General features: G+C 41.9%; 27 protein-coding genes. 10 read left to right on the top strand and 17 right to left on the bottom strand.

Features of this window, described 5'->3' with window-relative positions; genetic code table 11:
* Positions 1-16: 16 nt before the first annotated feature.
* Positions 17-517, bottom strand: a complete 501-nt coding sequence (locus LQ983_RS03085) for a hypothetical protein (RefSeq protein ID WP_230621589.1) — start codon at positions 515-517, stop codon at positions 17-19.
* A 131-nt stretch (positions 518-648) separates the two neighbouring features.
* On the bottom strand, positions 649-2,499 hold the full coding sequence (gene typA, locus LQ983_RS03080; RefSeq protein ID WP_230621588.1) for a translational GTPase TypA: 1,851 nt from the start codon (positions 2,497-2,499) through the stop codon (positions 649-651).
* A 304-nt stretch (positions 2,500-2,803) separates the two neighbouring features.
* Here typA and glnA point away from each other — a divergent pair, with 304 nt between their 5' ends.
* Entirely contained in the window at positions 2,804-4,213 is a 1,410-nt protein-coding gene (glnA, locus tag LQ983_RS03075) for a glutamate--ammonia ligase (protein ID WP_230621587.1), read from the top strand.
* 98 nt (positions 4,214-4,311) lie between these two features.
* Here glnA and LQ983_RS03070 read toward each other — a convergent pair whose 3' ends face one another.
* The 4 genes from LQ983_RS03070 to LQ983_RS03055 all read right to left on the bottom strand — a co-directional run bounded on the left by LQ983_RS03070 (position 4,312) and on the right by LQ983_RS03055 (position 7,811).
* On the bottom strand, positions 4,312-5,037 hold the full coding sequence (locus LQ983_RS03070; protein ID WP_230621586.1) for a TerC family protein: 726 nt from the start codon (positions 5,035-5,037) through the stop codon (positions 4,312-4,314).
* Positions 5,038-5,101: 64 nt separating this feature from the next.
* Entirely contained in the window at positions 5,102-5,770 is a 669-nt protein-coding gene (gene mutH, locus LQ983_RS03065) for a DNA mismatch repair endonuclease MutH (protein WP_230621585.1), read from the bottom strand.
* Positions 5,767-6,306: a methylated-DNA--[protein]-cysteine S-methyltransferase gene (locus LQ983_RS03060; protein WP_230621584.1), complete on the bottom strand. Its 540-nt coding sequence runs from the start codon at positions 6,304-6,306 to the stop codon at positions 5,767-5,769. Before LQ983_RS03060 ends, mutH begins: the two co-directional genes overlap by 4 nt.
* 71 nt (positions 6,307-6,377) lie before the next feature.
* A complete protein-coding gene (locus LQ983_RS03055) occupies positions 6,378-7,811 on the bottom strand; it encodes an outer membrane protein transport protein (protein ID WP_230621583.1) in 1,434 nt (477 codons plus the stop codon).
* A 230-nt stretch (positions 7,812-8,041) separates the two neighbouring features.
* On the opposite strand from LQ983_RS03055, the gene LQ983_RS03050 reads away from it, so the two are divergent.
* Positions 8,042-8,332: a YfcZ/YiiS family protein gene (locus LQ983_RS03050; RefSeq protein WP_230621582.1), complete on the top strand. Its 291-nt coding sequence runs from the start codon at positions 8,042-8,044 to the stop codon at positions 8,330-8,332.
* Between the two features lie 64 nt (positions 8,333-8,396).
* Here LQ983_RS03050 and murA read toward each other — a convergent pair whose 3' ends face one another.
* Genes murA through mlaF form a run of 7 tightly spaced genes read right to left on the bottom strand, consistent with a single transcriptional unit; the run spans position 8,397 to position 13,077 of the window.
* Positions 8,397-9,674 carry a UDP-N-acetylglucosamine 1-carboxyvinyltransferase gene (gene murA, locus LQ983_RS03045; RefSeq protein WP_111295909.1) on the bottom strand — a complete coding sequence of 426 codons (1,278 nt, stop codon included), beginning with the start codon at positions 9,672-9,674 and terminating at the stop codon, positions 8,397-8,399.
* A gap of 18 nt (positions 9,675-9,692) precedes the next feature.
* A complete protein-coding gene (locus LQ983_RS03040) occupies positions 9,693-9,950 on the bottom strand; it encodes a BolA family protein (protein ID WP_048748960.1) in 258 nt (85 codons plus the stop codon).
* On the bottom strand, positions 9,950-10,309 hold the full coding sequence (locus tag LQ983_RS03035; protein ID WP_230621581.1) for a lipid asymmetry maintenance protein MlaB: 360 nt from the start codon (positions 10,307-10,309) through the stop codon (positions 9,950-9,952). Before LQ983_RS03035 ends, LQ983_RS03040 begins: the two co-directional genes overlap by 1 nt.
* 3 nt (positions 10,310-10,312) lie before the next feature.
* Positions 10,313-10,951 carry a phospholipid-binding protein MlaC gene (mlaC, locus tag LQ983_RS03030; RefSeq protein ID WP_230621580.1) on the bottom strand — a complete coding sequence of 213 codons (639 nt, stop codon included), beginning with the start codon at positions 10,949-10,951 and terminating at the stop codon, positions 10,313-10,315.
* A 20-nt stretch (positions 10,952-10,971) separates the two neighbouring features.
* Positions 10,972-11,478 carry an outer membrane lipid asymmetry maintenance protein MlaD gene (mlaD, locus tag LQ983_RS03025; protein ID WP_109433355.1) on the bottom strand — a complete coding sequence of 169 codons (507 nt, stop codon included), beginning with the start codon at positions 11,476-11,478 and terminating at the stop codon, positions 10,972-10,974.
* 22 nt (positions 11,479-11,500) lie between these two features.
* Positions 11,501-12,286, bottom strand: coding sequence for a lipid asymmetry maintenance ABC transporter permease subunit MlaE (gene mlaE / locus LQ983_RS03020; protein ID WP_230621579.1), 786 nt, complete (start codon positions 12,284-12,286; stop codon positions 11,501-11,503).
* On the bottom strand, positions 12,280-13,077 hold the full coding sequence (mlaF, locus tag LQ983_RS03015) for a phospholipid ABC transporter ATP-binding protein MlaF (protein ID WP_006717262.1): 798 nt from the start codon (positions 13,075-13,077) through the stop codon (positions 12,280-12,282). Before mlaF ends, mlaE begins: the two co-directional genes overlap by 7 nt.
* Positions 13,078-13,319: 242 nt before the next feature.
* Between mlaF and lptC the strand changes: the two genes are divergently transcribed.
* Genes lptC through rapZ form a run of 5 tightly spaced genes read left to right on the top strand, consistent with a single transcriptional unit; the run spans position 13,320 to position 16,558 of the window.
* Positions 13,320-13,910: an LPS export ABC transporter periplasmic protein LptC gene (gene lptC, locus LQ983_RS03010; RefSeq protein ID WP_230621578.1), complete on the top strand. Its 591-nt coding sequence runs from the start codon at positions 13,320-13,322 to the stop codon at positions 13,908-13,910.
* Complete coding sequence (gene lptA, locus LQ983_RS03005) at positions 13,891-14,409, top strand: lipopolysaccharide transport periplasmic protein LptA (protein WP_230621577.1); 519 nt, start codon at positions 13,891-13,893, stop codon at positions 14,407-14,409. Before lptC ends, lptA begins: the two co-directional genes overlap by 20 nt.
* A 9-nt stretch (positions 14,410-14,418) precedes the next feature.
* Positions 14,419-15,144 carry an LPS export ABC transporter ATP-binding protein gene (gene lptB / locus LQ983_RS03000; protein ID WP_006717267.1) on the top strand — a complete coding sequence of 242 codons (726 nt, stop codon included), beginning with the start codon at positions 14,419-14,421 and terminating at the stop codon, positions 15,142-15,144.
* A 3-nt stretch (positions 15,145-15,147) separates the two neighbouring features.
* Complete coding sequence (ptsN, locus tag LQ983_RS02995) at positions 15,148-15,678, top strand: PTS IIA-like nitrogen regulatory protein PtsN (protein WP_230621576.1); 531 nt, start codon at positions 15,148-15,150, stop codon at positions 15,676-15,678.
* Positions 15,679-15,703: 25 nt separating this feature from the next.
* The gene (gene rapZ / locus LQ983_RS02990; RefSeq protein WP_230621575.1) at positions 15,704-16,558 is read left to right on the top strand and encodes an RNase adapter RapZ; all 855 of its coding nucleotides are present in this window, start codon (positions 15,704-15,706) and stop codon (positions 16,556-16,558) included.
* 4 nt (positions 16,559-16,562) lie between these two features.
* Here the strand turns inward: rapZ and xseA are convergent, their stop codons facing one another.
* From xseA to LQ983_RS02975, 3 genes are read right to left on the bottom strand one after another with little or no spacing between them, the layout of a single operon-like run.
* Positions 16,563-17,897 carry an exodeoxyribonuclease VII large subunit gene (gene xseA, locus LQ983_RS02985; protein WP_230621574.1) on the bottom strand — a complete coding sequence of 445 codons (1,335 nt, stop codon included), beginning with the start codon at positions 17,895-17,897 and terminating at the stop codon, positions 16,563-16,565.
* Positions 17,898-17,912: 15 nt separating this feature from the next.
* Positions 17,913-19,103 carry a cupin domain-containing protein gene (locus LQ983_RS02980; protein ID WP_230621573.1) on the bottom strand — a complete coding sequence of 397 codons (1,191 nt, stop codon included), beginning with the start codon at positions 19,101-19,103 and terminating at the stop codon, positions 17,913-17,915.
* A gap of 23 nt (positions 19,104-19,126) precedes the next feature.
* Positions 19,127-19,420: an RnfH family protein gene (locus LQ983_RS02975; protein ID WP_006717277.1), complete on the bottom strand. Its 294-nt coding sequence runs from the start codon at positions 19,418-19,420 to the stop codon at positions 19,127-19,129.
* A gap of 468 nt (positions 19,421-19,888) precedes the next feature.
* Between LQ983_RS02975 and LQ983_RS02970 the strand changes: the two genes are divergently transcribed.
* Positions 19,889-20,305, top strand: a complete 417-nt coding sequence (locus tag LQ983_RS02970; protein WP_109128527.1) for an EamA family transporter — start codon at positions 19,889-19,891, stop codon at positions 20,303-20,305.
* An 87-nt stretch (positions 20,306-20,392) separates the two neighbouring features.
* Here the strand turns inward: LQ983_RS02970 and gap are convergent, their stop codons facing one another.
* Entirely contained in the window at positions 20,393-21,397 is a 1,005-nt protein-coding gene (gene gap, locus LQ983_RS02965; RefSeq protein ID WP_006717279.1) for a type I glyceraldehyde-3-phosphate dehydrogenase, read from the bottom strand.
* Positions 21,398-21,635: 238 nt separating this feature from the next.
* Between gap and gmk the strand changes: the two genes are divergently transcribed.
* Both gmk and rpoZ read left to right on the top strand, forming a co-directional pair.
* Positions 21,636-22,262: a guanylate kinase gene (gene gmk, locus LQ983_RS02960; protein ID WP_230621572.1), complete on the top strand. Its 627-nt coding sequence runs from the start codon at positions 21,636-21,638 to the stop codon at positions 22,260-22,262.
* 64 nt (positions 22,263-22,326) lie between these two features.
* Complete coding sequence (rpoZ, locus tag LQ983_RS02955; RefSeq protein WP_006717281.1) at positions 22,327-22,593, top strand: DNA-directed RNA polymerase subunit omega; 267 nt, start codon at positions 22,327-22,329, stop codon at positions 22,591-22,593.
* The last annotated feature ends 30 nt before the right edge of the window (positions 22,594-22,623 follow it).

Here is a 22,623-nt window from a genome sequence, read left to right as displayed (position 1 = left end):
CGCTACTTATCCATTTTTACTCAAGAGGTTTTAATCGCCATTCAGAACGTCTGAAAAATCCTCGCTTTATTGTTCGTTTATGTAATTCAACTTCTCTCCGTTCAATAATTCCTTTCTTGTATAAATCTCTTAATACCCTAATCACTGCAAGCTCATGTTCTCTAGTTACTGAAAAGGAATATTTATTTTCACAATCTAATCCCATCACATTTGATGTAATTGAATATAAATTCCGCCAACGGTTATCTTGCCTTAACACCTTTGAAATGAGCCATTTTAGATCTTGTTTAAATAATCGGCGTTTAATGAGTTGAGAGGCATTAAACTCTGTTTTAATCTTTCTTAGGTCAAAATCAGGATCGATAAGTGTTAATGTTCTTTCAAAATTCAATATTTTTTCATCCACATTGGCTTTTTGCTGTTCCAATTGGGCGAGTTGATGCTCTAAAACGGCTTTTTCTTTATATTGGGTTTCAATCAACTTCGCCAGTTGCGAGATAAGGTGGGATTCTGCCATAATAAAAAATCTCCATTGAGTTAAAATTTCAATGGAGATTCTAGTATTTTCAAGTGGTTAGGTCTTTGTGCAACTGCTACATAATACCGAACTTTTGAAAAACGCACCGCACTTTTTAGATTTTAAACGAATTAATGTGTGCTCGTGCTGGTTGTTGTTCTGTTAGCACGTTTACGATCCATTTCCGTTAATAATTTTTTACGGATGCGGATAGATTGCGGGGTAATTTCCACCAATTCGTCATCATCAATAAATTCAATGGCTTGTTCAAGGCTGAATTTAATTGGTGTGGTTAACGCAATGGCGTCATCCTTACCGGAAGCGCGTATATTGGTGAGTTTTTTCCCTTGTAAGCAGTTCACAGTTAAGTCGTTAGAACGGCTGTGAATACCGATGATTTGACCTTCGTACACTTCGGCGCCGTGATCGATCATCAGTTTGCCGCGCTCTTGCAAGCCCCATAACGCGTAAGCCAAGGCTTTACCTGTCGCATTGGAAATCAATACACCATTTTTACGCTGACCGATTTCGCCCGGTTTCACATCATCGTAATGACTGAAACTGGAGTAGAGCAATCCGGTACCGGAAGTCATGGTCATGAATTCATTACGGAAACCGATTAAGCCACGGCTTGGGATCACATATTCTAAACGTGTACGTCCTTTACCATCCGGCACCATATCTTTTACTTCACCTTTGCGGATACCAAGAGCTTCCATTACCGCGCCTTGGTGTTGGTCTTCAATGTCGATGGTGACTTGTTCAAACGGTTCTTGTTTGTGTCCATCCACTTCTTTAAAGATGACTTTGGGGCGGGAGACGGCTAATTCGTAGCCTTCGCGACGCATATTTTCGATTAACACGGATAAATGCAATTCACCACGACCGGAAACACGGAATTCATCTGGGTTTGGGGTTTCTTCTACGCGCAATGCTACGTTATGCACAAGCTCTTTGTTTAAGCGCTCTAAAATCTGACGAGATGTCACGTATTTCCCTTCTTTACCGCAGAACGGTGAGGTGTTAACGCAGAAGAACATGGTGACGGTTGGTTCATCAACGCTTAATGCCGGTAAGGCTTCTACGTTGTTGATGTCGCAAATGGTATCGGAAATGTTGAGCTCGCCAAGGCCGGTAATCGCCACGATGTCGCCTGCGCTGGCAATATCTTCTTCGTAGCGTTGTAATCCAAGGTGTCCCAATACCTGACCGATTTTACCGGTACGGGTTTTTCCGAAACTGTCGATGATGGTTACGCTTTGGTTAGGTTTCACCGTACCACGTTTAATACGACCAACACCGATAACACCCACATAGCTGTTGTAGTCTAATTGGGAAATTTGCATTTGGAATGGGGCGTTGAGTTCCACTTTCGGTGGTTCAACGTATTTGACGATGGCTTCAAATAGCGGTGTCATGTCAGCAGCTAAATCGTCGTGTTCCAAACCGGCAACGCCGTTTAAGGCGGAGGCATAAATAATCGGGAAGTCTAACTGTTCGTCAGTGGCACCAAGGTTCACGAATAAATCGAACACTTGATCGACCACCCAGTCAGGGCGTGCGCCAGGACGGTCAACTTTGTTGATGACCACGATCGGTTTTAAGCCATGGGCAAACGCTTTTTGTGTTACGAAACGGGTTTGTGGCATTGGGCCGTCAAAGGCATCTACCACTAATAATACGCAGTCCACCATGGATAATACGCGTTCTACTTCGCCGCCGAAGTCCGCGTGTCCCGGGGTGTCCACAATGTTAATACGGTAGCCGTTCCAATTAATGGCGGTATTTTTTGCCAAAATGGTAATACCGCGTTCTTTTTCGATATCGTTAGAGTCCATGACGCGCTCATCCGCATCACCGCGGGTGGCATCGAAAGTACCGGATTGTTGTAATAATTTATCGACTAATGTGGTTTTGCCGTGGTCAACGTGGGCAATGATTGCGATATTACGCAGTTTGTTAATGTCTATTTGATCTGTCATTGAGAATTCTTAAGCCTAAGCTAATAATAAAAAAAGAGATAATTTTCTGACCGCACTTTTAGTGCCAAAAATGCGAAAGGCGCAGATTATACAACTTTTTATGAGGGTCTGCTATGAATAAATGGGAGAAAATTTGAACAATAAAAAGTTGGTTTTATAAAAAATAAAAAAGGCATTTGATGAAGAAAATTCAAGTGAATGAATCAAATACTTTTATGAAATCAGGCCAGAATATGCTATTTTTATACGCATTCTTTTTCCCCATTTTATCTTAATTAACCCACGTCTTAGAGGATTTACTAGTATGTCTAACGCGATTGACAATGTGTTTAAACTCATTGAAGAAAATGACATCAAATTTGTGTTACTTCGTTTTACCGATATTCAAGGCAAAGAACATGGTGTTTCTTTACCGGTGAGTTTGGTTGACGAGGATTTATTTGAAGACGGCAAAATGTTTGACGGTTCCTCTGTAGAGGGTTGGAAAGCGATTAATAAGGCGGATATGTTATTAATGCCGATTGCCGAAACTGCCTTTGTCGATCCTTTCGCTCAGATTCCAACGTTGTCCCTACGTTGCAGTATTGCAGAACCGACAACGATGCAAAGCTATGATCGTGACCCGCGTTCAATCGCACTTCGCGCAGAAAATTATATGCGTTCCACCGGCGTGGCGGATCAAGCTTTCTTCGGACCGGAACCAGAATTTTTCCTCTTTGATGATGTGCGTTTCGATGTGTCGATGAATGGCAATACTTATCAAGTGGATGATGTTGAAGCCGCGTGGAACACCAACAAGCGTTATGAAAATGGCAACAATGCTTATCGTCCGCTGAAAAAAGGCGGCTATTGTGCGGTGGCACCGATTGATACGGCACATGATATTCGTTCCGAGATGTGTTTGTTAATGGAAGAAATGGGCTTGGTGATTGAAGCACACCACCACGAAGTAGCCACAGCCGGACAAAATGAAATCGCCACGAAGTTCAACACCTTAACGTTGAAAGCGGATGAAACCCAAATTTATAAATACATCGTGCATAACGTGGCAAAAGAATACGGCAAAACCGCCTGTTTCATGCCGAAACCGATTACCGGTGATAACGGTTCGGGGATGCACTGTAATATGTCCTTGAGTAAAGACGGTAAAAATATTTTCCAAGGGGATAAATATGCCGGGCTTTCAGAGACCGCACTTTATTACATCGGCGGTATCATCAAACATGCGAAAGCGTTAAATGCCTTTACCAACCCAAGCACCAACTCTTATAAACGTTTGGTGCCAGGCTTTGAAGCGCCGGTGTTATTGGCGTATTCCGCAAGCAATCGTTCGGCGTCCATTCGTATTCCTGCCGTGACCAGTCCGAAAGCCATTCGTGTGGAAGCGCGCTTCCCGGATCCTTTAGCTAACCCGTATTTAGCATTTGCGGCGTTATTAATGGCGGGCTTGGATGGTGTGGTGAATAAAATTCATCCGGGTGATGCGATGGACAAAAACCTTTATGATTTACCACCGGAAGAATTGAAAGATATTCCATCTGTCGCCGGTTCTTTAGAAGAAGCGTTAAACGCCTTAGAAAACGATTTTGAATTCTTAACACAAGGCAATGTGTTTACCAAAGAATTTGTACAGGCATTTATTAGCGTAAAACGCAAGGAAGTCACACGTTTAAATATGACACCGCATCCGGTGGAATTTGAAATGTATTACTAATAGCGTGAGAAAAGAAAAGGCGGTTTGATACCGCCTTTATTTTTGCTTAAAAAGTGCGGTCAAAAAAACAAATGAATTTTCGACCGCACTTAGATGGTTTAAAGTTTCATGCCTAAGCGTTTACGCATTTTTGTATTCAACACTTCCACAAAGACGGAAAAGCCCATGGCGAAGTAAATATAAGCTTTTGGTACATGGAAACCGAAGCTTTCGATAATTAACGTAATACCGATAAGAATCAAAAAGGCGAGTGCTAAAATTTTGAACGTCGGGTGGCTTTCTACAAAATCGCCAATCGGTTTGGCAGCAAACATCATCATGCCCACGGCAATAATAATTGCGGTGACCATAATTTCAATTTGATTCACCATGCCCACCGCGGTAATGACGGAATCCAGTGAGAACACGATATCAAGCAAGGCAATTTGAATTAACACACCGATAAAACTTACTTTTTTGCTGATTTCATGGTGTTCTTCTTCTGTATGTGGTGTCATCGCTTCACGAATTTCATTGGTACTTTTAACGATTAAGAACAAACCGCCGAAAAACAGAATTAAATCTCGTCCAGAAACGCCTTTACCAAAGAGCTCAAACAGAGGCTCTATCAGGTGCATCATCCAAGAAAGGGTCAATAGAAGTAAAATTCGAGTGCCCATGGCAAGGCTTAAGCCGATAATACGTCCCGGTTGTCGTTGTTTGGGAGGCAACTTAGCAACGAGAATACTGATTAAAATAATGTTGTCGATACCCAACACAATTTCCAGTGCGGTGAGGGTAAATAAGGCGACTAACGCCTCAGGGCTTAATAGCCATTCAAACATAATGTTTCCTTAAAGTACAAATGGGTGCGCGATCATATAGCTTTGACGATGAAATGAAAAGAGGCTAAGTGTTCTGCTGCACAAATTGTTGCAGAATTTCGTGGGTAAATGCTTTACGCAAGTAAAAACCGAGAGGAAGCGTATCGATAATTTCCCCATTTTTACCAATACCTTTGGTTAAGGACTTGCTATTCGCGCCTTTTGGGCGGAGTTGCAAGACTTCGCCTAAACGCGCATTAATTTTATCCAGTTGACCTAGTACGATGTAATCCATGAGTTCTTCCCAGTCTCGTTGCAGTAGGCGTTCTTGCTGTTCGCTAGGTTGCCAAAGGATAGGGATACCGATGCGTCTTTCTGCCAGGGGAATAGAACGGCTTCCTTCAACAGGAATCCAAAGAACGCGAGACAACTTATAGCGCACATGGGAATTTTGCCAATTTACGCCACTATTTTGGATGAGGGGTGCCAGACTCACGAAAGTGGTTTCCAAAGGATAGCCTTGCGCATTGATTGGGAGGGTTTTCAGTTCAATGCCCAAATGGCGAAAATCCTGTTCAGCTTTGCTGCCTGCCGTTGCACCCAGTGCTGTTTCAAGCAGCATACCCACCCAGCCTTTATCACGTTTTAAATCCGGAGGCACGGCAATGCCGAGTTGTATCGCTAACTCGCCAAAACTCAGTCCGGCAATGGCTTGCGCACGGGAAAGAAGTTCTTTGGTCGTTTTTGGGATCATGAGTGGTATTTCTTGAAAAAGCGAGGTTTAACCGTTTCTTTGCCTTTATCAATATAAGGAATGTTTTCCAGTTGGAGTAGAAAACGTTTAGCAATTAAGCCGCCACCGAATCCGGTCAGTTTTCCGTCTTTGCTTAAAATACGATGGCAAGGAATGATAATACTGATCGGGTTGCTCCCGACTGCACCGCCCACCGCACGCACCGCATTGGGGTTCTCAATGCGTTTGGCCAACTCGCCATAACTTGTCGTTTCGCCATGGCCGATTTGGCGTAGAGCCTGCCAAATGCGTTGCTGAAATGGTGTGCCTTGCGGTGCCAACGGAATGTCATCAAAACGTTCCGGTTCGCCGTTGAAATACCGATCAAGTGCCGAACAAATTTGCGTAAACAGGGGCAAATCGTTGTTTTCCTGCCATTTTGGATTGGGCGCAAATTGTTCCAGTTCAAAATCCAAATGGGTTAAATACTTGCCATCAGATAGCATCAGTAATTTGCCGATGGGCGATGAGTAATAACGGTAAAAAAGTGCGGTCATATTTTTCTCTGTTTCACAAAAATAAAAGCGTACCGAAGTACGCTTTATATTATGCGGAATTTTTATGCCGATTAGAAACGGTAATTGAGGTTTAAACCGTAAAGGTTGGCAGATGCTTTTGTGGTGTAATCTGCTTCAACAACGAGCAAGCCTTTAATATTTTGTGTTTCAACAAAGTGTTTTTTCTTGCCACGCAAATGAGAAAAACCTACATCAACAGATAAATTCGGTGTGAATTTATAGGTTGCACCTAAGCTATACCACATGCGATCCGTGTCAGGAATTGACGCAGATAAATGTTTTTTGCTTGCAGCTTGATCGTATGCTAAACCGGCACGTAAAGTGAGCGCATCACTGAAGTTATAGGTTGTACCAACAGCAAAGCGAGAATTGTTTTTGTATTCTTCTTTCTTCGCAAAAGCTTCATAGCCGGAGCCATCTTGGTATGTACCACGTAATTCTTTGAAACGGTTCCATTCCGTATATTTATAGCTATAGTGAACCGCCCAGTGATCGGTTAGTTGATGGAAACCGGAGAATTCCCAGTAGGCTGGTAATTTCAAGGTTAAGCTACCTTCAGCGACATAAGGCGTTAATGCACCTTGATGCTGTTGTAAGCTAAGCGCATTGCGATCGGTAAAGTCAATATCGATTTTGGAGTGATAAGCTAAACCAACGCGGTTATCTTGGTTAAATTCATACATTAAACCGGCATTCCAACCAAATCCCCAAGCATTATCTTTTAAATGTACGAGGGAGTCCTGCTTATCTAAGCTTTTTAAATTATTAATGGTTTTTTGGGCTAAAGCATCGGCTGCTGCTTGTGAAACTCTTGGATTTTTAGCTCGAATTGCCCCACTCAATTGGCTTTTCACAGCGTCTTCGCCCTTGGCTTTAAGTATATTTTTAACGCCGGTAATGGCAATCCCTGCGGTACGTTCAACTTCAGCTTTGGCATAAACACCATTAATTCCTAGACCGGCAGTTAAATTATCAGTGATTTTGTATGAACCGCTTAGATTTAAGTTAATTGTTGTTAAATCGGTTACCCCACCGAAAATGCCGGCATCGTAGTCACGAGAGTACTCACTTTTTAAACCAAAGTTAACATTCATTCCCGCGCCTAAAGCAAATTTGTCATTGATCGGAGAAACAAAATACATGTTAGGGATAAAGGCACCTGGAACAACGCTATTTGCATTTGCGTTTCCGGTCGCAAGCTTTAATCCGCTTGCGGTGGTAGCCGTTACCGGACCATACATGTGAATGCGTGAGTCTACATAAACACCGCCTGCAGAAAATTCTTTTTGTTTGAAGAGGCTCATTAATGCCGGGTTAGTGGCGACTACAGAGGCGTTATCGGCCATTGCCGCTTCACCTGCATAAGCGCGGCCTAAACCGGAGGTAGAAACCTCCGCTAATTGGAATGCGGCAGCGGATGCACCGGTTGCAGCACCAAGAAGAAGAGTAGAGAGGAGAGTTTTTGTCAATTTGCTCGTTGTCATTTTGTTACCTTTTTCTGCGCCTGCCCGAAGGTGACGTCTGGTCAAAGTTTATTGATTGTTATTTAAAAGCTGGTCATTCTAAGAAAGGCAGGGAGGCGGAGCAACGTTCTTTTCGGTTTTTGTAAAGTGTTCAGACCAGTCAGACAGGAAAAGTGCGGTCAAATTTTGTATTGTATTTTAATAATGCTAAAATAATTGAAAGTTTCAACTGATTTTATAAAGGAGAGAATATGAGTTCGTTAAAATGCCAAGCTGAAGAAGCTAAAGTGTGTTGTTGTGTTGATGTCGGCACAGTCATTGACGGCTCCGATTGCACCATTGATTTTGAACAGGTTTATGCAACGGAAGCGCAGGCAAAAGAAGCATTAGCCTATTTAACTGAAAAAGCGAGAGCGGCAGAAAGCGATCCGTGCAATATCAACAGTGAAATAAGTGCGGTCGAAAATGGCTACAAATTAAAAGCACAATTTGAGTTTGGCTGCCAGGCTGAATCCATGATTTTCCAACTTTCTACGCGTTAATTGATTGATTTAAATAAAAAGGCTTAAGTTGAAAAACTTAAGCCTTTCTTTTTAGGTTTTCAAATTACACTTCTTCAGTTTCTTCTGAAAAGCGCTCAATTCGTGCGCCTAAGCCTCGTAGTTTTTCCTCAATACGTTCATAACCACGATCGATGTGATAGATACGATCGACGATAGTTTCACCTGTGGCGATACAGCCGGCAAGGACAAGGCTAATGGAGGCGCGTAAATCGGTTGCCATGACTTCAGCGCCGGACAAGTGAGCAACACCGTGACAAATCGCTGTATTACCTTCAATTTCTGCTTTTCCTCCCATACGAATCAATTCAGGGATGTGCATGAAACGATTTTCAAAAATAGTTTCGGTGATGATACTGGTGCCGTTTGCCACCATATTTAATAAGGTGAACTGTGCTTGCATGTCCGTTGGAAAACCAGGATAAGGTGCGGTACGAATATTGACCGCTTTTGGACGGTTGCCAAGCATATCTAGGGTGATTGTATCTTCAGTGACATCAACTTGGGCACCGGCTTCACGTAATTTATCGATCACAGCATCTAAGGTGTTGGCTTTGGTGTTTTTACAAACGACACGTCCACCGGAAATTGCTGCAGCGACTAAGAATGTTCCGGTTTCAATACGATCCGGCACAACGCTGTGCTCACAGCCGGTTAAGCGATCTACACCCTCGATAGTAATGGCGTCTGAACCTGCACCGCTGATTTTTGCACCCATTTTATTTAGGAATTCTGCCGTATCTGCAATTTCCGGTTCACGGGCCGCATTTTCAATGACGGTTGTACCTTTAGCTAAGGTCGCGGCAATCATGATGGAAAGAGTTGCACCCACGCTGACTTTTTCCATCACGATACGAGTCCCGATTAAACGGCTATCGACATAGGCTTTTACATAGCCGTCTTCAAGTACAATTTTGGCGCCAAGGCGTTCCAAGCCACTGATGTGTAAATCTACCGGACGAGCGCCAATGGAACAGCCACCCGGCAAAGACACTTGGCCTTGATTGAAACGTGCAACTAATGGTGCTAACGCCCAAATTGAGGCGCGCATGGTTTTTACCAATTCGTATGGCGCAATGAAATGATTAATTTTGGAGGCATCTAAACGTACGACACCTTGTGCGTTACGCTCAACCTCAACACCTAATTGGCGTAAGATTTTTAGTGTTGTTTCAATGTCTTTAAGATCCGGTACGTTGGTTAACGTAACAGGCTCGGTAGCCAGAATTGCAGCAAAAAGAATAGGTAATGCAGCATTTTTAGCACCTGAAATATCAACGGTGCCTTTCAAACATGATTGTCCATAAACACGAAATTTTTGCATGAGAATATCCTGTGGAAATTAAGCCGGTTGATTAAGTAAGCGTTCACGTTTCCATTTTTCAACAGTATAAGTGCGGATAGAAAGCGCGTGGATTTCATTACTGGAAATGTGATTTAGAAGTGGTGCGTAAATCATTTGTTGCTGTTTGACTTTGGAGAGCCCTTCAAACTGATCACTGACAGCGATGACACCATAATGTGCGTTTTCACCTTGTACATACACTTCATCAAGATTAAGCGCTTCTTTTAAAATTCTTTCGATTTCTTGAGTTTCCATTAAATATTTCCATCTTGTGGGATAAATTGAGCAAGCCAATCGGATAAGCCGAAAAGATCTGCCAATGTCAGTAATTCCGAAGGTGGGCACTGTAAAACTTGTACACGACCTTTAGGCAATCGGGTTTGGTTGTGTTGTAAAAAGTCACACAATAAAGCAAAACCGGCAGAATCTATGCGAGTAACCTGGCTTAAGTCCCAATAGATATTTTGTTCTGCCGATGATTTTCCCAATAAAAAAGAAGCACGTTGCTGCCATAGTGGCAACAACGTGTTACGAGATAACTCTCCTGATAATTGGAGCGTTATTCTATCATTATTTACTTGTGATGCCCAACGTAAACTTTGTGTCTGTTGCATGGCTTATTTGCTCAGTGTAATTGGCGTATCAGCAGCTTTTTGTAGTTGTGCGCTGAGGGCATCCAATCCTTGTTTGCGAATGATCGGGCTCCATTCTTGTTGCTTAGTATTTACCATGCTCGCACCGCCTGCGGTCATGTCATACACCTGCCATTGTCCTGTTTTGCTGTTTTTATACCAATAGAAATCAACATTTAACGGTGGTTGATTATTCGGCTGTGCCACTTTGACATTCACAATCGCAAGGCTACCGGATTCTTCTTTCATTTTGCCGATTTGGATACTTTGATCGCTATACAGGGTTAATACTTGGGCATAAACCTGTTCAATGTATTTGTCCAATACAGCGAAATAACGATCACGTTGTTCTTGCGTAACGGTTTGATAGTTCTGGCCCAAAATTTTAGAACCGGCATATTTCACATGAACGTAAGGCATTAAGTCTTGACGCACGATGGTTTTTAAATAGTTCGGATCTTGTTTAATTTTGTGTTGATTGCTTTTGATGTCATTAAACAACTTATTGGATACTTTCTGCGTTAAATCATAGGGTGTATCTTCCGCGATGGCTTGTTGTACAGCAAAAAGTGCGGTGAAAATGACTAACGTTTTTGCTAACCAGTATTTTACATTTTTCAACATTGAGAGTTTCTCCTGTCACGTTATTTATTCGTCGCTTCCGAGGTTTCGGCAGCTTCTTTTTTCTCTTTGTCGCCATATAAGAATTGACCAATCAAATCTTCTAATACCATGGCAGACTTCGTGTCGACGATTTTATCGCCGTCTTTCAACATTGCAATTTCGCCATCATCAAAGCCAATGCTGAGGGCAATATATTGCTCACCCAATAAGCCGGCTGTTTTAATGGATAACGAGCTGGTTTCTGGGATCTTATTGTATTCTTGGTTAATAGCAATGGTCACTTTGGGTAAATAGCTTTGCGGATCCAATTCAATTTCGGAGACACGCCCCACAACAACACCACCTACTTTAAGTGGTGCACGCACTTTAAGACCACCGATATTATCAAAAGTCGCATACACGCGATACGATTTGGTTTCGCTGAAGCCTTGCACATTAGCCACTTTTAAACCTAAAAAAATCAGTGAACCGATACCGAGCAGTAAAAATAAACCCACCCAAAATTCATATTTAATAGTTTGTCGCATAAGATTTCCTTACAAACAGAGATTAATTTGCGCCGAACATAATGGCGGTCAGTACAAAGTCTAAACCGAGGACGACTAATGAAGCATGCACTACCGTTCTGGTGGTGGCTTTGCTGATGCCTTCGGAGGTTGGAATACAATCGTAGCCGTTAAATAACGCAATCCAAACGACCGCAATGGCGAAAAATATACTTTTAATAGTGCCGTTTAAAATATCATGGCTCCAAGTTACCGAGCTTTGCATCACGGACCAAAAACTACCGGCATCCACGCCTTTCCAATCGACGCCGACTAAAGAACCGCCCCAAATACCGATGGCAATAAAGATGATGGACAAAATCGGCATGGCAATAATCCCCGCCCAAAAACGTGGGGCAATGACACGACGTAATGGATCAACTGCCATCATTTCCAAGCTAGATAATTGTTCCGTGGCTTTCATTAAACCAATTTCGGCGGTTAATGCGGAACCTGCCCGTCCGGCGAATAAAAGTGCGGTCACAACCGGGCCTAATTCTCGAAGCAGGGATAAGGCGACTAATTGCCCTAAACTGGTTTCCGCTGAGAAATCCACTAAAACCACATACCCTTGTAAACCAAGTACCATGCCGATAAATAACCCGGAAAGCATGATGATTAATAAAGACTGTACGCCAAGCACATGTAATTGTTTAATAAACAAAGGAAAATGCTTGCGGACTTGCGGTTTGCCAATTAATGCGCCGAACAGTAAAAAACCGGCACGTCCAAGTGCTCGTCCAAAATTAATGGCGTGACGGCCAAACGTTGAAATCAAATTTTCTAACATTTGAACAGCTCCTCAAGGTAATTCGGTGCCGGATAATGAAAATGCACCGGGCCATCAGCATGTCCTTGCAAGAATTGGGTAACTTGCGGATCTTGGCTTGCCAGTAATTGGGCAGATGTTCCTTCGGCAATCACATGTTTATCCGCAATGATGTAGGCATAATCCGCAATGCTCAAAAGCTCCTGCACATCATGAGAAACCACGATAGACGTGAGATTTAAGGCCTCATTCAAGCGTTTGATTAAACTAATAATGACGCCCATGCTAATTGGGTCTTGTCCAGTAAACGGTTCATCAAACATGATTAAATCCGGATCTAATGCAATCGCGCGGGCAAGTGCGGCTCGGCGAGCCATTCCTCCGGAAAGTTCGGACGGCATTAAATCGGCTGCACCGCGTAATCCTACCGCTTCTAATTTCATTAATACTATTTGACGAATTAATGAAGGCGGCAGATTCGTGTGTTCACGAATGGCAAAGGCCACATTATCGAAGGTTGAAATATCGGTGAATAACGCACCGGATTGGAATAGCATGCCCATGCGTTTACGCACTTCATAAAGTTCGCTGTTAGACAGTTTGCAAATATCTTGCCCGTCAAACAGGATTTCCCCTTCATCGGGGATGAGCTGTCCACCAATCAGTTTTAGTAACGTGGTTTTACCAATGCCGGAAGGCCCCATAATGGCTGTGATTTTGCCGCGAGGTACACGCAAGTTGAGATCGCGATAAATCACACGTTCGCCACGTTTAAACGTCAGGTGTTTAACTTCGATTAAAGCGTCGTTCATAAAACCTTAATGATGAGAAGGCTTGAGCGCCTTGAGTGAATAAAAATGAGTTGCGATAGTCTATGAAATCCACGTGAATGTCAAATAGAATTACGCACTCTTCATGCCCGGCCTTGGACTTCTTTTGGGCAAAAATGTTCCCATTAAAACGTGCCGAAATCTGACCGCACTTTTAGATTTTTTCAATAAAGTTGTGCTATTATTGCGCCCTATTATTAATTGTTATGGCTTAAAATAGAGTTATGAATATTCGTTGGAATATTGTGTTGGCGGTAATCGCATTGGGATTATTAGCTTGGTTTTATAGCTTGAATCAAGAAGATGACGGGCTGAATGCGCTTGTTAAGACGGCAGACGCGCCGGAATATGTCGGGCAGAAAATGAATACGGTGGTGTATGCACCGACCGGCAAAAAACAGTATTTGGCCACATCCGACAAAGTAGAGTATTACACCTCGGATGGGCATACGAATTTTATGAATCCAAAAGTGCGTCTATTGGATCTTGAAATTCAGCGTGCCGGCACGGAGAGTGCTGACGCGGAAAGTTGGGAGTTAAGTGCGAATAAAGCCACTTTAACGAAGAACAACATGTTGTATTTAGAAGGTAATGTCGTGGCACAAAGCCTTTCTGCACAATCTCGTTTACAACGTATTGAAACCGAAAGTGCGGTAGTAAATTTAACCACGCAAGACATTACTTCCGATAACATGGTGAAATTAAACGGGCAGGATTTTAGTTCGACAGGTTTAAAATTGACAGGCAACTTACAACAACAAGTGGCCACTTTAAAAGAACAGGTAAAAACACATTATGAAATTAATAAGCAGTAAAATTGTGCTTGCTTCTACATTGGTTTTGATGTCTTTTTCCGCCTTGGCGTTAAAAGAAGATACTAATCAACCGATTAACATCGTGTCCGATAATCAATCTTTGGATATGAATAATCGTGTCGTTACTTTCACGGATAACGTGGTGATTACACAGGGTTCCATTATCGTCAAAGCGAGCAAAGTGGTTATTACCCGTCCGGAAGAGAATTCTAAACAAAAAGATAAAGTGGAAGCATTTGGCAATCCGGTGACCTTTCATCAAGTCATGGATGACGGCAAGCCGGTGGATGGTAAAGCAAATAAAGTAGTTTATGACCTCGGTACCGAATTTTTAACGTTGACCGGTGATGCAGAATTAAAACAATTGGATAGCAAAATTAACGGTAGTGTTATTACCTATGATGTAGCCAAGCAGCAACTGAAGGCGAATGCGAATTCCGGTGCACGCGTAAAAACGGTATTGATTCCCACCCAATTAAATCGTGCCAATGGCAAATAGGATAAAAAAATGGCGATTCTGTATGCTGAAAATTTAGCGAAAAGCTATAAAAACCGGCAAGTGGTTTCTGATGTTAGTTTAACGGTGCATTCAGGTGAAATCGTTGGCTTATTAGGTCCGAATGGTGCCGGTAAAACCACCACCTTCTATATGGTGGTGGGGTTAGTGAATCATGACCAAGGCAAGATTCGCATTGATGATGAGGATATCAGTCTGTTGCCAATGCATAACCGCGCACAAAAAGGTGTTGGTTACTTACCGCAAGAAGCCTCTATTTTTCGCCGTTTAAGTGTGTATGAAAATTTGATGGCAGTATTGGAAATACGTAAAGATTTGACCGCACTTCAACGCCAAGAAAAAGCAGATGAGCTGATTGAAGAATTTAATATCGGACATATTCGCGATAGTTTGGGGCAATCTTTATCCGGTGGTGAACGTCGCCGCGTAGAAATCGCACGGGCTTTAGCCGCCAATCCTAAATTCATTTTGTTGGATGAGCCTTTTGCCGGGGTCGATCCAATTTCCGTGATTGATATTAAGAAAATTATTAAAGATTTACGCGATCGTGGTCTTGGCGTGTTAATTACCGACCATAACGTACGTGAAACCTTGGATGTGTGCGAGCGGGCTTACATTGTAAGTTCAGGCAAGATGATTGCAACCGGCACACCAACTGAAATTATGAATAACAAATTGGTGAAAGACGTTTATTTAGGCGCCGATTTCCAACTGTAATCTATGAAATTTACTGAGTTATTAACGCCGGAAACCATTCGTCAAGGAATGATTTCTTCCAGCAAAAAACGAGTTTTTGAGTCTATTGCGCGTATCGTGGAAGAACAATTACACATGGAAAATGGCGAGCAATGCTGTTTTGATTGTTTGTTTACCCGTGAGAAATTAGGCAATTCCGGTTTAGGTGGTGGGGTCGCAATGCCAAAAGGGCGCCTACCTAACAACGGTAAACCTATAGGTGTATTTATTCAATTAGAAAGCCCTATTGATTATGACGCCGCAGATAAACGTGAAGTGGATTTAATTTTCGCAGTATTGGTCCCGGAAAATATGTGTGGTGATTACGTTCAGCATTTGCCAACGTTGGCTGAGAATTTAGTGGATAAATCTTTGTGTAAACAACTGCGGGCAGCAAAAAGTGCGGACGAAATTTGGGGCGTTTTTTCACATTATGATCAATGCGAGGCGGAAGAAATAGAAGCTGATGAGGAAGATTCTGCTTCATTAGCACCGGAATCCGGTTCTGAAGAATAAAGAAAAATGGTTTAACGGGGGAATTATGGAAATTATCATTATTAGCGGTCGTTCCGGTGGTGGAAAATCCGTTGCATTAAGAGCCTTGGAAGATATGGGCTACTATTGCGTAGATAATTTGCCATTAGATTTGGTTCCGCAATTAATCAATATTCTTTCTGTGAATCAACACGCTGTTGCGATTAGTTTGGATATTCGTAATTTGCCAACGTCACCTTCAGTATTGGAAAAGACGATTGCGCATATTCAACAAGAACATAACGTTAAAATCATCTTTTTGGATTCCGATAAAACAACGTTAGTTCGTCGTTATAGCGACTCTCGCCGTTTACACCCCTTATCCACGCAAGATCTTTCTCTGGAAGCCGCTATTGACGAAGAAAGTAAACATCTTGATCCACTGATTCAACAGGCAAATATCATCATTGATACAGGATCATTGTCCACACATGAATTGGCCGAGCGTTTACGCGAATTTTTGCGCGGGCATTCCGATACGGAATTGAAAATTGTGGTGGAGTCCTTTGGTTTTAAATACGGCATTCCGTTGGATGCGGATTATGTTTTTGATGTCCGTTTTTTACCTAATCCCCATTGGAATCATGCACTAAGACCAATGACAGGTTTGGATCAGCCGGTGATAGAATTTCTCGAAAAGCACAATGAAGTGCATCAATTTATCTATTTAACCCGTTCTTATATTGAAACTTGGTTGCCGATGTTGGAGCAGAATAACCGTAGTTATTTGACCATTGCGATTGGTTGTACCGGTGGTAAACATCGTTCCGTCTATGTTGCCGAACAATTGGGCAAGTATTTCCAAGATAAAGGCAAAAACGTCAGTATTTTGCACCGCTCTTTGGAAAAGCATAAAAAATAATAAGCTATTTTTTCGCAATTTGGCTGACTTGACTAATGATTTCACCATCAGTCAAACGTGTTCTTATTTGCTCCCCAATCTTGACCTCATTAATCGATTTAATCGTGCCATACTTGGCGTTTTGCGTAATGGAGTAGCCACGCGCCAACACTTTCAATGGACTTAAACTGTCTAATTTTCCACATAAATGGGCTAGCTGTTTTTGTTGAAGTCCCAGCTTCAAATTCATTTCAGAATTTAACCGCACTTTGAGTTGCGCCACTCGCTGTTCGTGCTGTTGTACCCGTAGTGGCAGCGGATTTTTATATAATCTGGTAGAAAGTGCGGTCAGATTTTCCGCTGTTTTTTGCCAGCGATGGTGCAAACTTTGCTGTAAACGATGGCGTAATTGTGTGATTAATTGTTGTTGAATGCGGAGCTGTGATTGCGGATGACGATGCTGTAAACGCAACGAGAGGTGTTGTAATTGTTGCTTCTTCTCGGCAAAGATTCGATCTAAAGCAATTTCAATCCGTTGCTGACGATATTGTAATTGTTGTATCAATTCTGCTTGGTTACGACTGACGAGCTCTGCTGCAGCGGAAGGCGTCGGGGCACGTAAGTCGGCAACGAAATCAGCGATAGTCACATCAGTTTCATGCCCTACGGCACTGATAATTGGAATATCAGAGTGGAAAATGGCGCGCGCCACTTTTTCTTCGTTGAAACACCATAAATCCTCTAAGGAGCCACCACCGCGTCCAACAATCAGCACATCGACTTCTTGCCGTTGATTAGCAAGTTGAATCATCTGCGTAATTTCAGTTGCCGCATCTTTACCTTGTACCGCTGTTGGATAAATGATGACTTTCAGACTTGGGTCACGACGCTGCAAAATATGTAAGATATCTTGTAGCGCCGCACCGGTTTGAGAGGTAACAATTCCAACCGCCTTGCTAAAGTGCGGTAGGTTTTTTTTGTGATTTTGAGCGAATAACCCTTCTGCCGCGAGTTTTACTTTTAATGCCTCAAACTGCTGCATAAGCAAGCCATCGCCGGCGAGGTGCATGCTTTCGATAATCAGTTGATAATCACCGCGTGGTTCATACAAACTGACGGAAGCACGCACCAACACTTGCATGCCATTGGTTGGACGAAAGCTCACGCGCAGATTTTTCATGCGGAACATGGCGCAACGCACTTGGGCATTTTCGTCTTTTAAACTCAAATACCAATGACCGGAAACCGGCTGGGTAAAATTAGAAATTTCCCCGGTAAGCCAAACCTGCCCAAGTTGATTTTCTAACATCAAGCGTACAGATTGGTTTAGCTGACTGACGGAATAAATATTATCGCTCATTCTCTTTATTGTTTTTTAGTGCTCGTGCAATAGTGCCCAGCCGTCATCCAGCCAGTTACAAATGCTGTCAAAGAGCGCATGAAGAGAAAGCTCTCCGTCTTTTTCAATCAATTGAGTTAAGAAAGTGTAATCAACGTTTTCGCCATCGGCTAATTTTTTCAGTATTTCAGCCTCAGCCTGATTTAACTCATCAAGCCATTCGCCATTGGCGTAAATACGCAACGGGTTTTCGGTATAAACTAATTTGCAGTTGTTATCTTGTTGCAGTTTTCCGCCTAACTCAAAGATTTCGGCGACATCATCAAGATCAGTGAATTCACCAACGTCTAGTAATTCATAACGTCTTTGACTTACTGTGGTTGCCAACGCATGTTGGAACAGTTGATCAAATTGTTTGGATTGAGACAGTTGTTGCAAGAATTGGCGTTTTAATTCTTGCATTGTTGCTGTGTCGAGTTTACCGGTATTTTGGACTTCAGGTGTTAAACGGAATGGGATATTCAGCTCACTCACGTCTAGATTTGGATGACAAAGGTTACGTTCTAAGTTGTCAATTAATTCGCTCGTGTTTGGGTAACGTAAACCGAAAGAAACCGTTAAGCAATCATCTTGTGCCACACCGTAATGGGAGAGTCTGGAAGGCACATAAAGTACATCTCCCGGCGCCATTACTTCATCTAAAATTAATTCACCCATATCATCAAAAATACGAATAGGTTGATTAGGTTTAAATTCAGTTGTTGGTTCGCACCATTTACCTAATTGCCAGCGGCGATGCCCGTAAGCCTGCACAAGGAAAACATCGTATTCATCGTAATGTTTCCCTACGGATCCGCCTTGCGGCGCAAAGGACACCATAATGTCATCGCGCTGCCATTGTGGAATAAAACCGAATTTATTCCACAAACTACCAAGTTGTGGTGACCATTGTTCCAAGTTTTGGACTAAAACAGACCATTTCTCCGGCATGTTTTTAAAGTCCTCTTCAGATAACGGACTTGTGAACAGTTCCCAATTATCTTCGCTATGTTGCTTGATTAAACGAGCGACGACTTCTTCTGTTTGGGCAAGTTCTAAAATGTCATCAGGTTCTAATTGACCTACAATTTCTGGCAATCCGCTACGAATTAAGAGAGGTTTTTTTTGCCAGTAATCACGTAAGAAAATTTCTGGGGTAATATCTTGGGGTAAGCAGAATTTGCTCATATACATTCCTTCTTTGTGTTGTGCTATTTTTTCTTGGCCTGTTCTTCTGCACGTTTGCGCCGAATTTCTTTTGGATCAGCTAAAAGCGGACGATAGATTTCAATGCGATCTCCCTCTTTTAATTGATCGTTTAATTTTACAGGGCGGCTAAAAATACCAATTTTATTGGTGCGTAAATCAATGTCATTGAATTGTTGCAAAATACCGGATTGCACAATCGCCGTTTGTACCATCGTGCCCTCATCAACGCTAAATGTTTTTAGATAATGATGATCGGGGAAGGCATAGGTAATTTGAATATTAATTTTATTAGCCATAAATTAATTTTGCTCTTGGTTTTAAGATATCAATCATTATAGATAAATGGGTGAAAATTTGACCGAAAGAAAATGTTACTGACGGAGTTGAAAATTCGATCATGTGGAAATTAATTTTTTCATTCTATGTTGCTGGGGCTTTTTGCTTTATGGCAAATTCAAATGATGGTCAATTCACTGCATTTTATTGATTGATTTTCCTCCATTGTATTACAGGTCGTAAACTTTTGTCGAATATCTGCGGTGTCTATTTACAATTCATTGCCAAATTTCACCGCACTTTAATGTGATATGCGTCCGTTGATGTTATTGAAGCAATAATTTGAGAAGATATCAATTGTCTATAACTCAATAAATTTTTTGTGTTATGAATGCCTAGAAATTAACAAGAATTATTAGGAAAAATTGGTGTATAAAAAAAGACACTATATTATAGGCAGAGTGTTGAGAAAATATGAGGGGATTTAAATGAATTGGATTTGGTTTGCGATAGGCTCCGCATTTTTTGCTGGATTAACCGCGATTTTAGGAAAGTTAGGCGTTGAAGGATTAAACAGTAATTTAGCCACATTTATTCGTACCGTAGTAATTTTATTTGTTGTAATAACAATTATTTCAATACGAAATGAATGGCAATTACCTCAGCATATTGCCGCTAAACCGGTAATTTTTCTAGTGTTGTCCGGGGTTGCTACCGGGCTTTCTTGGCTTCTATATTATCGAGCTTTGCAACTTGCGCCGGCTTCTTGGGTTGCGCCTATTGATAAATTAAGCGTGGTAATTGCAATTATATTAGGGGTAACTCTTTTAGGTGAACCGCTTAGTATGAAATTACTTGTTGGAGCAGGGTTAATTCTTTCCGGTGTGTTGGTGCTAGCATTGTAAAACACCCTGAAAAACGACCGCACTTTTAGCATGATTTATAAAAAAATAGCTCCCATTGGGAGCTATTTTTATGTTGAGTGTAAAGAATTAACCTTTGTAGTTGTAAATGTGAGCAACTAAGTCTAATACTTTGTGTGAATAACCGGTTTCGTTATCGTACCAAGAGACAAGTTTTACGAAGGTGTCGGTTAATGCGATACCTGCTGCTGCATCAAACACAGAAGTGAATGAGCAACCGTTGAAGTCGGTAGAAACAACCGCATCTTCCGTGTAGCCTAAAACGCCTTTCATTTCGTTTTCAGAAGCGCGTTTTAATTCTGCACAGATTTCAGCGTAAGTTGCCGGTTTTTCAAGGTTAACAGTTAAGTCAACAACAGATACGTTTGGTGTAGGAACACGGAACGCCATACCGGTTAATTTGCCGTTTAATGCAGGGATAACTTTACCTACTGCTTTAGCTGCACCGGTAGAAGATGGGATGATGTTTTGTGCCGCACCACGACCACCGCGCCAGTCTTTAGCAGATGGACCGTCAACGGTTTTTTGTGTTGCTGTGGTTGCGTGAACAGTGGTCATTAAACCATCTTTGATACCGAATTTATCGTTGATAACTTTGGCTAATGGCGCTAAACAGTTCGTTGTACAAGACGCGTTAGAAACGATGTCTTGGCCTTTATACGCATCAAAGTTTACACCGCGTACGAACATTGGGGTGCTGTCTTTAGATGGACCGGTTAACACAACTTTTTTCGCACCTGCAGTGATATGTTTACGAGCAGTTTCATCCGTTAAGAATAAACCGGTTGCTTCAACTGCAACATCAACACCGATTGCACCCCAGTTAAGGTTCGCCGGATCACGTTCAGCTGTGACACGGATAGTTTTGCCGTTTACCACTAGGTTGCCGTCTTTCACTTCAACAGTGCCATCGAAACGACCATGCGTTGAATCGTATTTCAACATGTAAGCCATGTATTCAACGTCGATTAAGTCGTTGATACCTACAACTTCGATGTCATCACGATGTTGTGCTGCGCGGAATACGATACGGCCGATACGACCGAAACCATTGATACCAATTTTAATTGCCATAAGATTTCACCTTATATTTTTAAGTTAAACGAAAAGGTTAAACTCGGTAGAAATGAGAAAATATCCGCCTACCAATTTTGTGTGAGATTATAGCACGCTTTCCCAACCTTGAGAAAGTATCTGTTCTCAGATAAATGGAAAAGTACGATGAAAAATTCTGTAAAAAATGACCGCACTTTTGCTGATTTTTTATTGGGTTAGAGGCATAATAAACAAAATTATTGACGAGAGAATCATTATGTTACAAGGCAATTTATATATTATCTCCGCGCCGAGTGGTGCCGGAAAATCATCGTTAATCTCAGCGCTATTGAAACAAAACAATCTGCATCAAATGATGGTGTCGGTTTCTCATACCACCAGACAACCGCGTCCGGGTGAGAAAGAGGGGGTGCATTATTATTTTGTTTCTCATGATGAGTTTGAAAATTTAATCGAACAAAATGCATTCTTGGAATATGCCAAAGTTTTTGGTGGCAATTATTACGGCACTTCTTTATTTGCTATTGAAGAAAATTTAGCCAAAGGGATTGATGTGTTTCTTGACATCGATTGGCAAGGGGCGCAACAAATCCGTGAAAAAGTGCCTAATGTAAAAAGCATTTTTATTTTGCCTCCGTCTTTAGATGAACTAGAAAATCGTTTAATTGGGAGAGGGCAAGACAGCGCGGAAGTGATTGCTGACAGAATGGCAAAAGCCATCAGTGAAATTTCTCATTACAATGAATACGATTATGTCATTGTGAATGATAATTTTGAGCAGGCGCTGGCTGACTTACAGGCAATCTTGCGCGCAGAGCGATTAACCTTGACGCATCAGCAGCAAGAAAATCAAGGCTTGATCGATCAATTACTGGATAAATAAGGCATGTTTTAGTATCATGTCCGCCCTTTAGATTCATATTAGATTTAGCAAACTGGAGTAATTTATGGCTCGTGTAACCGTGCAAGATGCAGTAGAAAAAATTGGTAACCGTTTTGATTTAATTTTAACCGCTGCCCGTCGTGCAAGACAATTACAGCTACATGCGCGTGAACCGTTGGTGCCGGAAGATAACGACAAACCAACGGTAATCGCGTTGCGTGAAATTGAAAAAGGCTTGATTAATAACGATATTTTAGATGCTCAAGAACGCCAAGAACATTTGGCAATGGAAAGAGCCGAAGTGAACGCCGTTTCTTTATTATCCGAATAAAGTGCGGTCAACATTAACCACGTTTTTTAA

It is taken from the genome of Aggregatibacter sp. Marseille-P9115, assembly GCF_920939465.1.
In the GTDB taxonomy this organism is placed as follows: domain Bacteria; phylum Pseudomonadota; class Gammaproteobacteria; order Enterobacterales; family Pasteurellaceae; genus Aggregatibacter; species Aggregatibacter segnis_B.
Note: the sequence above shows the minus strand (reverse complement) of the source record. Positions and strands in the feature narration are given on the sequence as shown.

Coding starts and splice junctions, on each gene's coding strand:
- LQ983_RS03085 (WP_230621589.1), bottom strand. CDS start 517: ATGGCAGAATCCCACCTTATCTCGCAACTGGCGAAGTTGATTGAAACC.
- typA (WP_230621588.1), bottom strand. CDS start 2,499: ATGACAGATCAAATAGACATTAACAAACTGCGTAATATCGCAATCATT.
- glnA (WP_230621587.1), top strand. CDS start 2,804: ATGTCTAACGCGATTGACAATGTGTTTAAACTCATTGAAGAAAATGAC.
- LQ983_RS03070 (WP_230621586.1), bottom strand. CDS start 5,037: ATGTTTGAATGGCTATTAAGCCCTGAGGCGTTAGTCGCCTTATTTACC.
- mutH (WP_230621585.1), bottom strand. CDS start 5,770: ATGATCCCAAAAACGACCAAAGAACTTCTTTCCCGTGCGCAAGCCATT.
- LQ983_RS03060 (WP_230621584.1), bottom strand. CDS start 6,306: ATGACCGCACTTTTTTACCGTTATTACTCATCGCCCATCGGCAAATTA.
- LQ983_RS03055 (WP_230621583.1), bottom strand. CDS start 7,811: ATGACAACGAGCAAATTGACAAAAACTCTCCTCTCTACTCTTCTTCTT.
- LQ983_RS03050 (WP_230621582.1), top strand. CDS start 8,042: ATGAGTTCGTTAAAATGCCAAGCTGAAGAAGCTAAAGTGTGTTGTTGT.
- murA (WP_111295909.1), bottom strand. CDS start 9,674: ATGCAAAAATTTCGTGTTTATGGACAATCATGTTTGAAAGGCACCGTT.
- LQ983_RS03040 (WP_048748960.1), bottom strand. CDS start 9,950: ATGGAAACTCAAGAAATCGAAAGAATTTTAAAAGAAGCGCTTAATCTT.
- LQ983_RS03035 (WP_230621581.1), bottom strand. CDS start 10,309: ATGCAACAGACACAAAGTTTACGTTGGGCATCACAAGTAAATAATGAT.
- mlaC (WP_230621580.1), bottom strand. CDS start 10,951: ATGTTGAAAAATGTAAAATACTGGTTAGCAAAAACGTTAGTCATTTTC.
- mlaD (WP_109433355.1), bottom strand. CDS start 11,478: ATGCGACAAACTATTAAATATGAATTTTGGGTGGGTTTATTTTTACTG.
- mlaE (WP_230621579.1), bottom strand. CDS start 12,286: ATGTTAGAAAATTTGATTTCAACGTTTGGCCGTCACGCCATTAATTTT.
- mlaF (WP_006717262.1), bottom strand. CDS start 13,077: ATGAACGACGCTTTAATCGAAGTTAAACACCTGACGTTTAAACGTGGC.
- lptC (WP_230621578.1), top strand. CDS start 13,320: ATGAATATTCGTTGGAATATTGTGTTGGCGGTAATCGCATTGGGATTA.
- lptA (WP_230621577.1), top strand. CDS start 13,891: ATGAAATTAATAAGCAGTAAAATTGTGCTTGCTTCTACATTGGTTTTG.
- lptB (WP_006717267.1), top strand. CDS start 14,419: ATGGCGATTCTGTATGCTGAAAATTTAGCGAAAAGCTATAAAAACCGG.
- ptsN (WP_230621576.1), top strand. CDS start 15,148: ATGAAATTTACTGAGTTATTAACGCCGGAAACCATTCGTCAAGGAATG.
- rapZ (WP_230621575.1), top strand. CDS start 15,704: ATGGAAATTATCATTATTAGCGGTCGTTCCGGTGGTGGAAAATCCGTT.
- xseA (WP_230621574.1), bottom strand. CDS start 17,897: ATGAGCGATAATATTTATTCCGTCAGTCAGCTAAACCAATCTGTACGC.
- LQ983_RS02980 (WP_230621573.1), bottom strand. CDS start 19,103: ATGAGCAAATTCTGCTTACCCCAAGATATTACCCCAGAAATTTTCTTA.
- LQ983_RS02975 (WP_006717277.1), bottom strand. CDS start 19,420: ATGGCTAATAAAATTAATATTCAAATTACCTATGCCTTCCCCGATCAT.
- LQ983_RS02970 (WP_109128527.1), top strand. CDS start 19,889: ATGAATTGGATTTGGTTTGCGATAGGCTCCGCATTTTTTGCTGGATTA.
- gap (WP_006717279.1), bottom strand. CDS start 21,397: ATGGCAATTAAAATTGGTATCAATGGTTTCGGTCGTATCGGCCGTATC.
- gmk (WP_230621572.1), top strand. CDS start 21,636: ATGTTACAAGGCAATTTATATATTATCTCCGCGCCGAGTGGTGCCGGA.
- rpoZ (WP_006717281.1), top strand. CDS start 22,327: ATGGCTCGTGTAACCGTGCAAGATGCAGTAGAAAAAATTGGTAACCGT.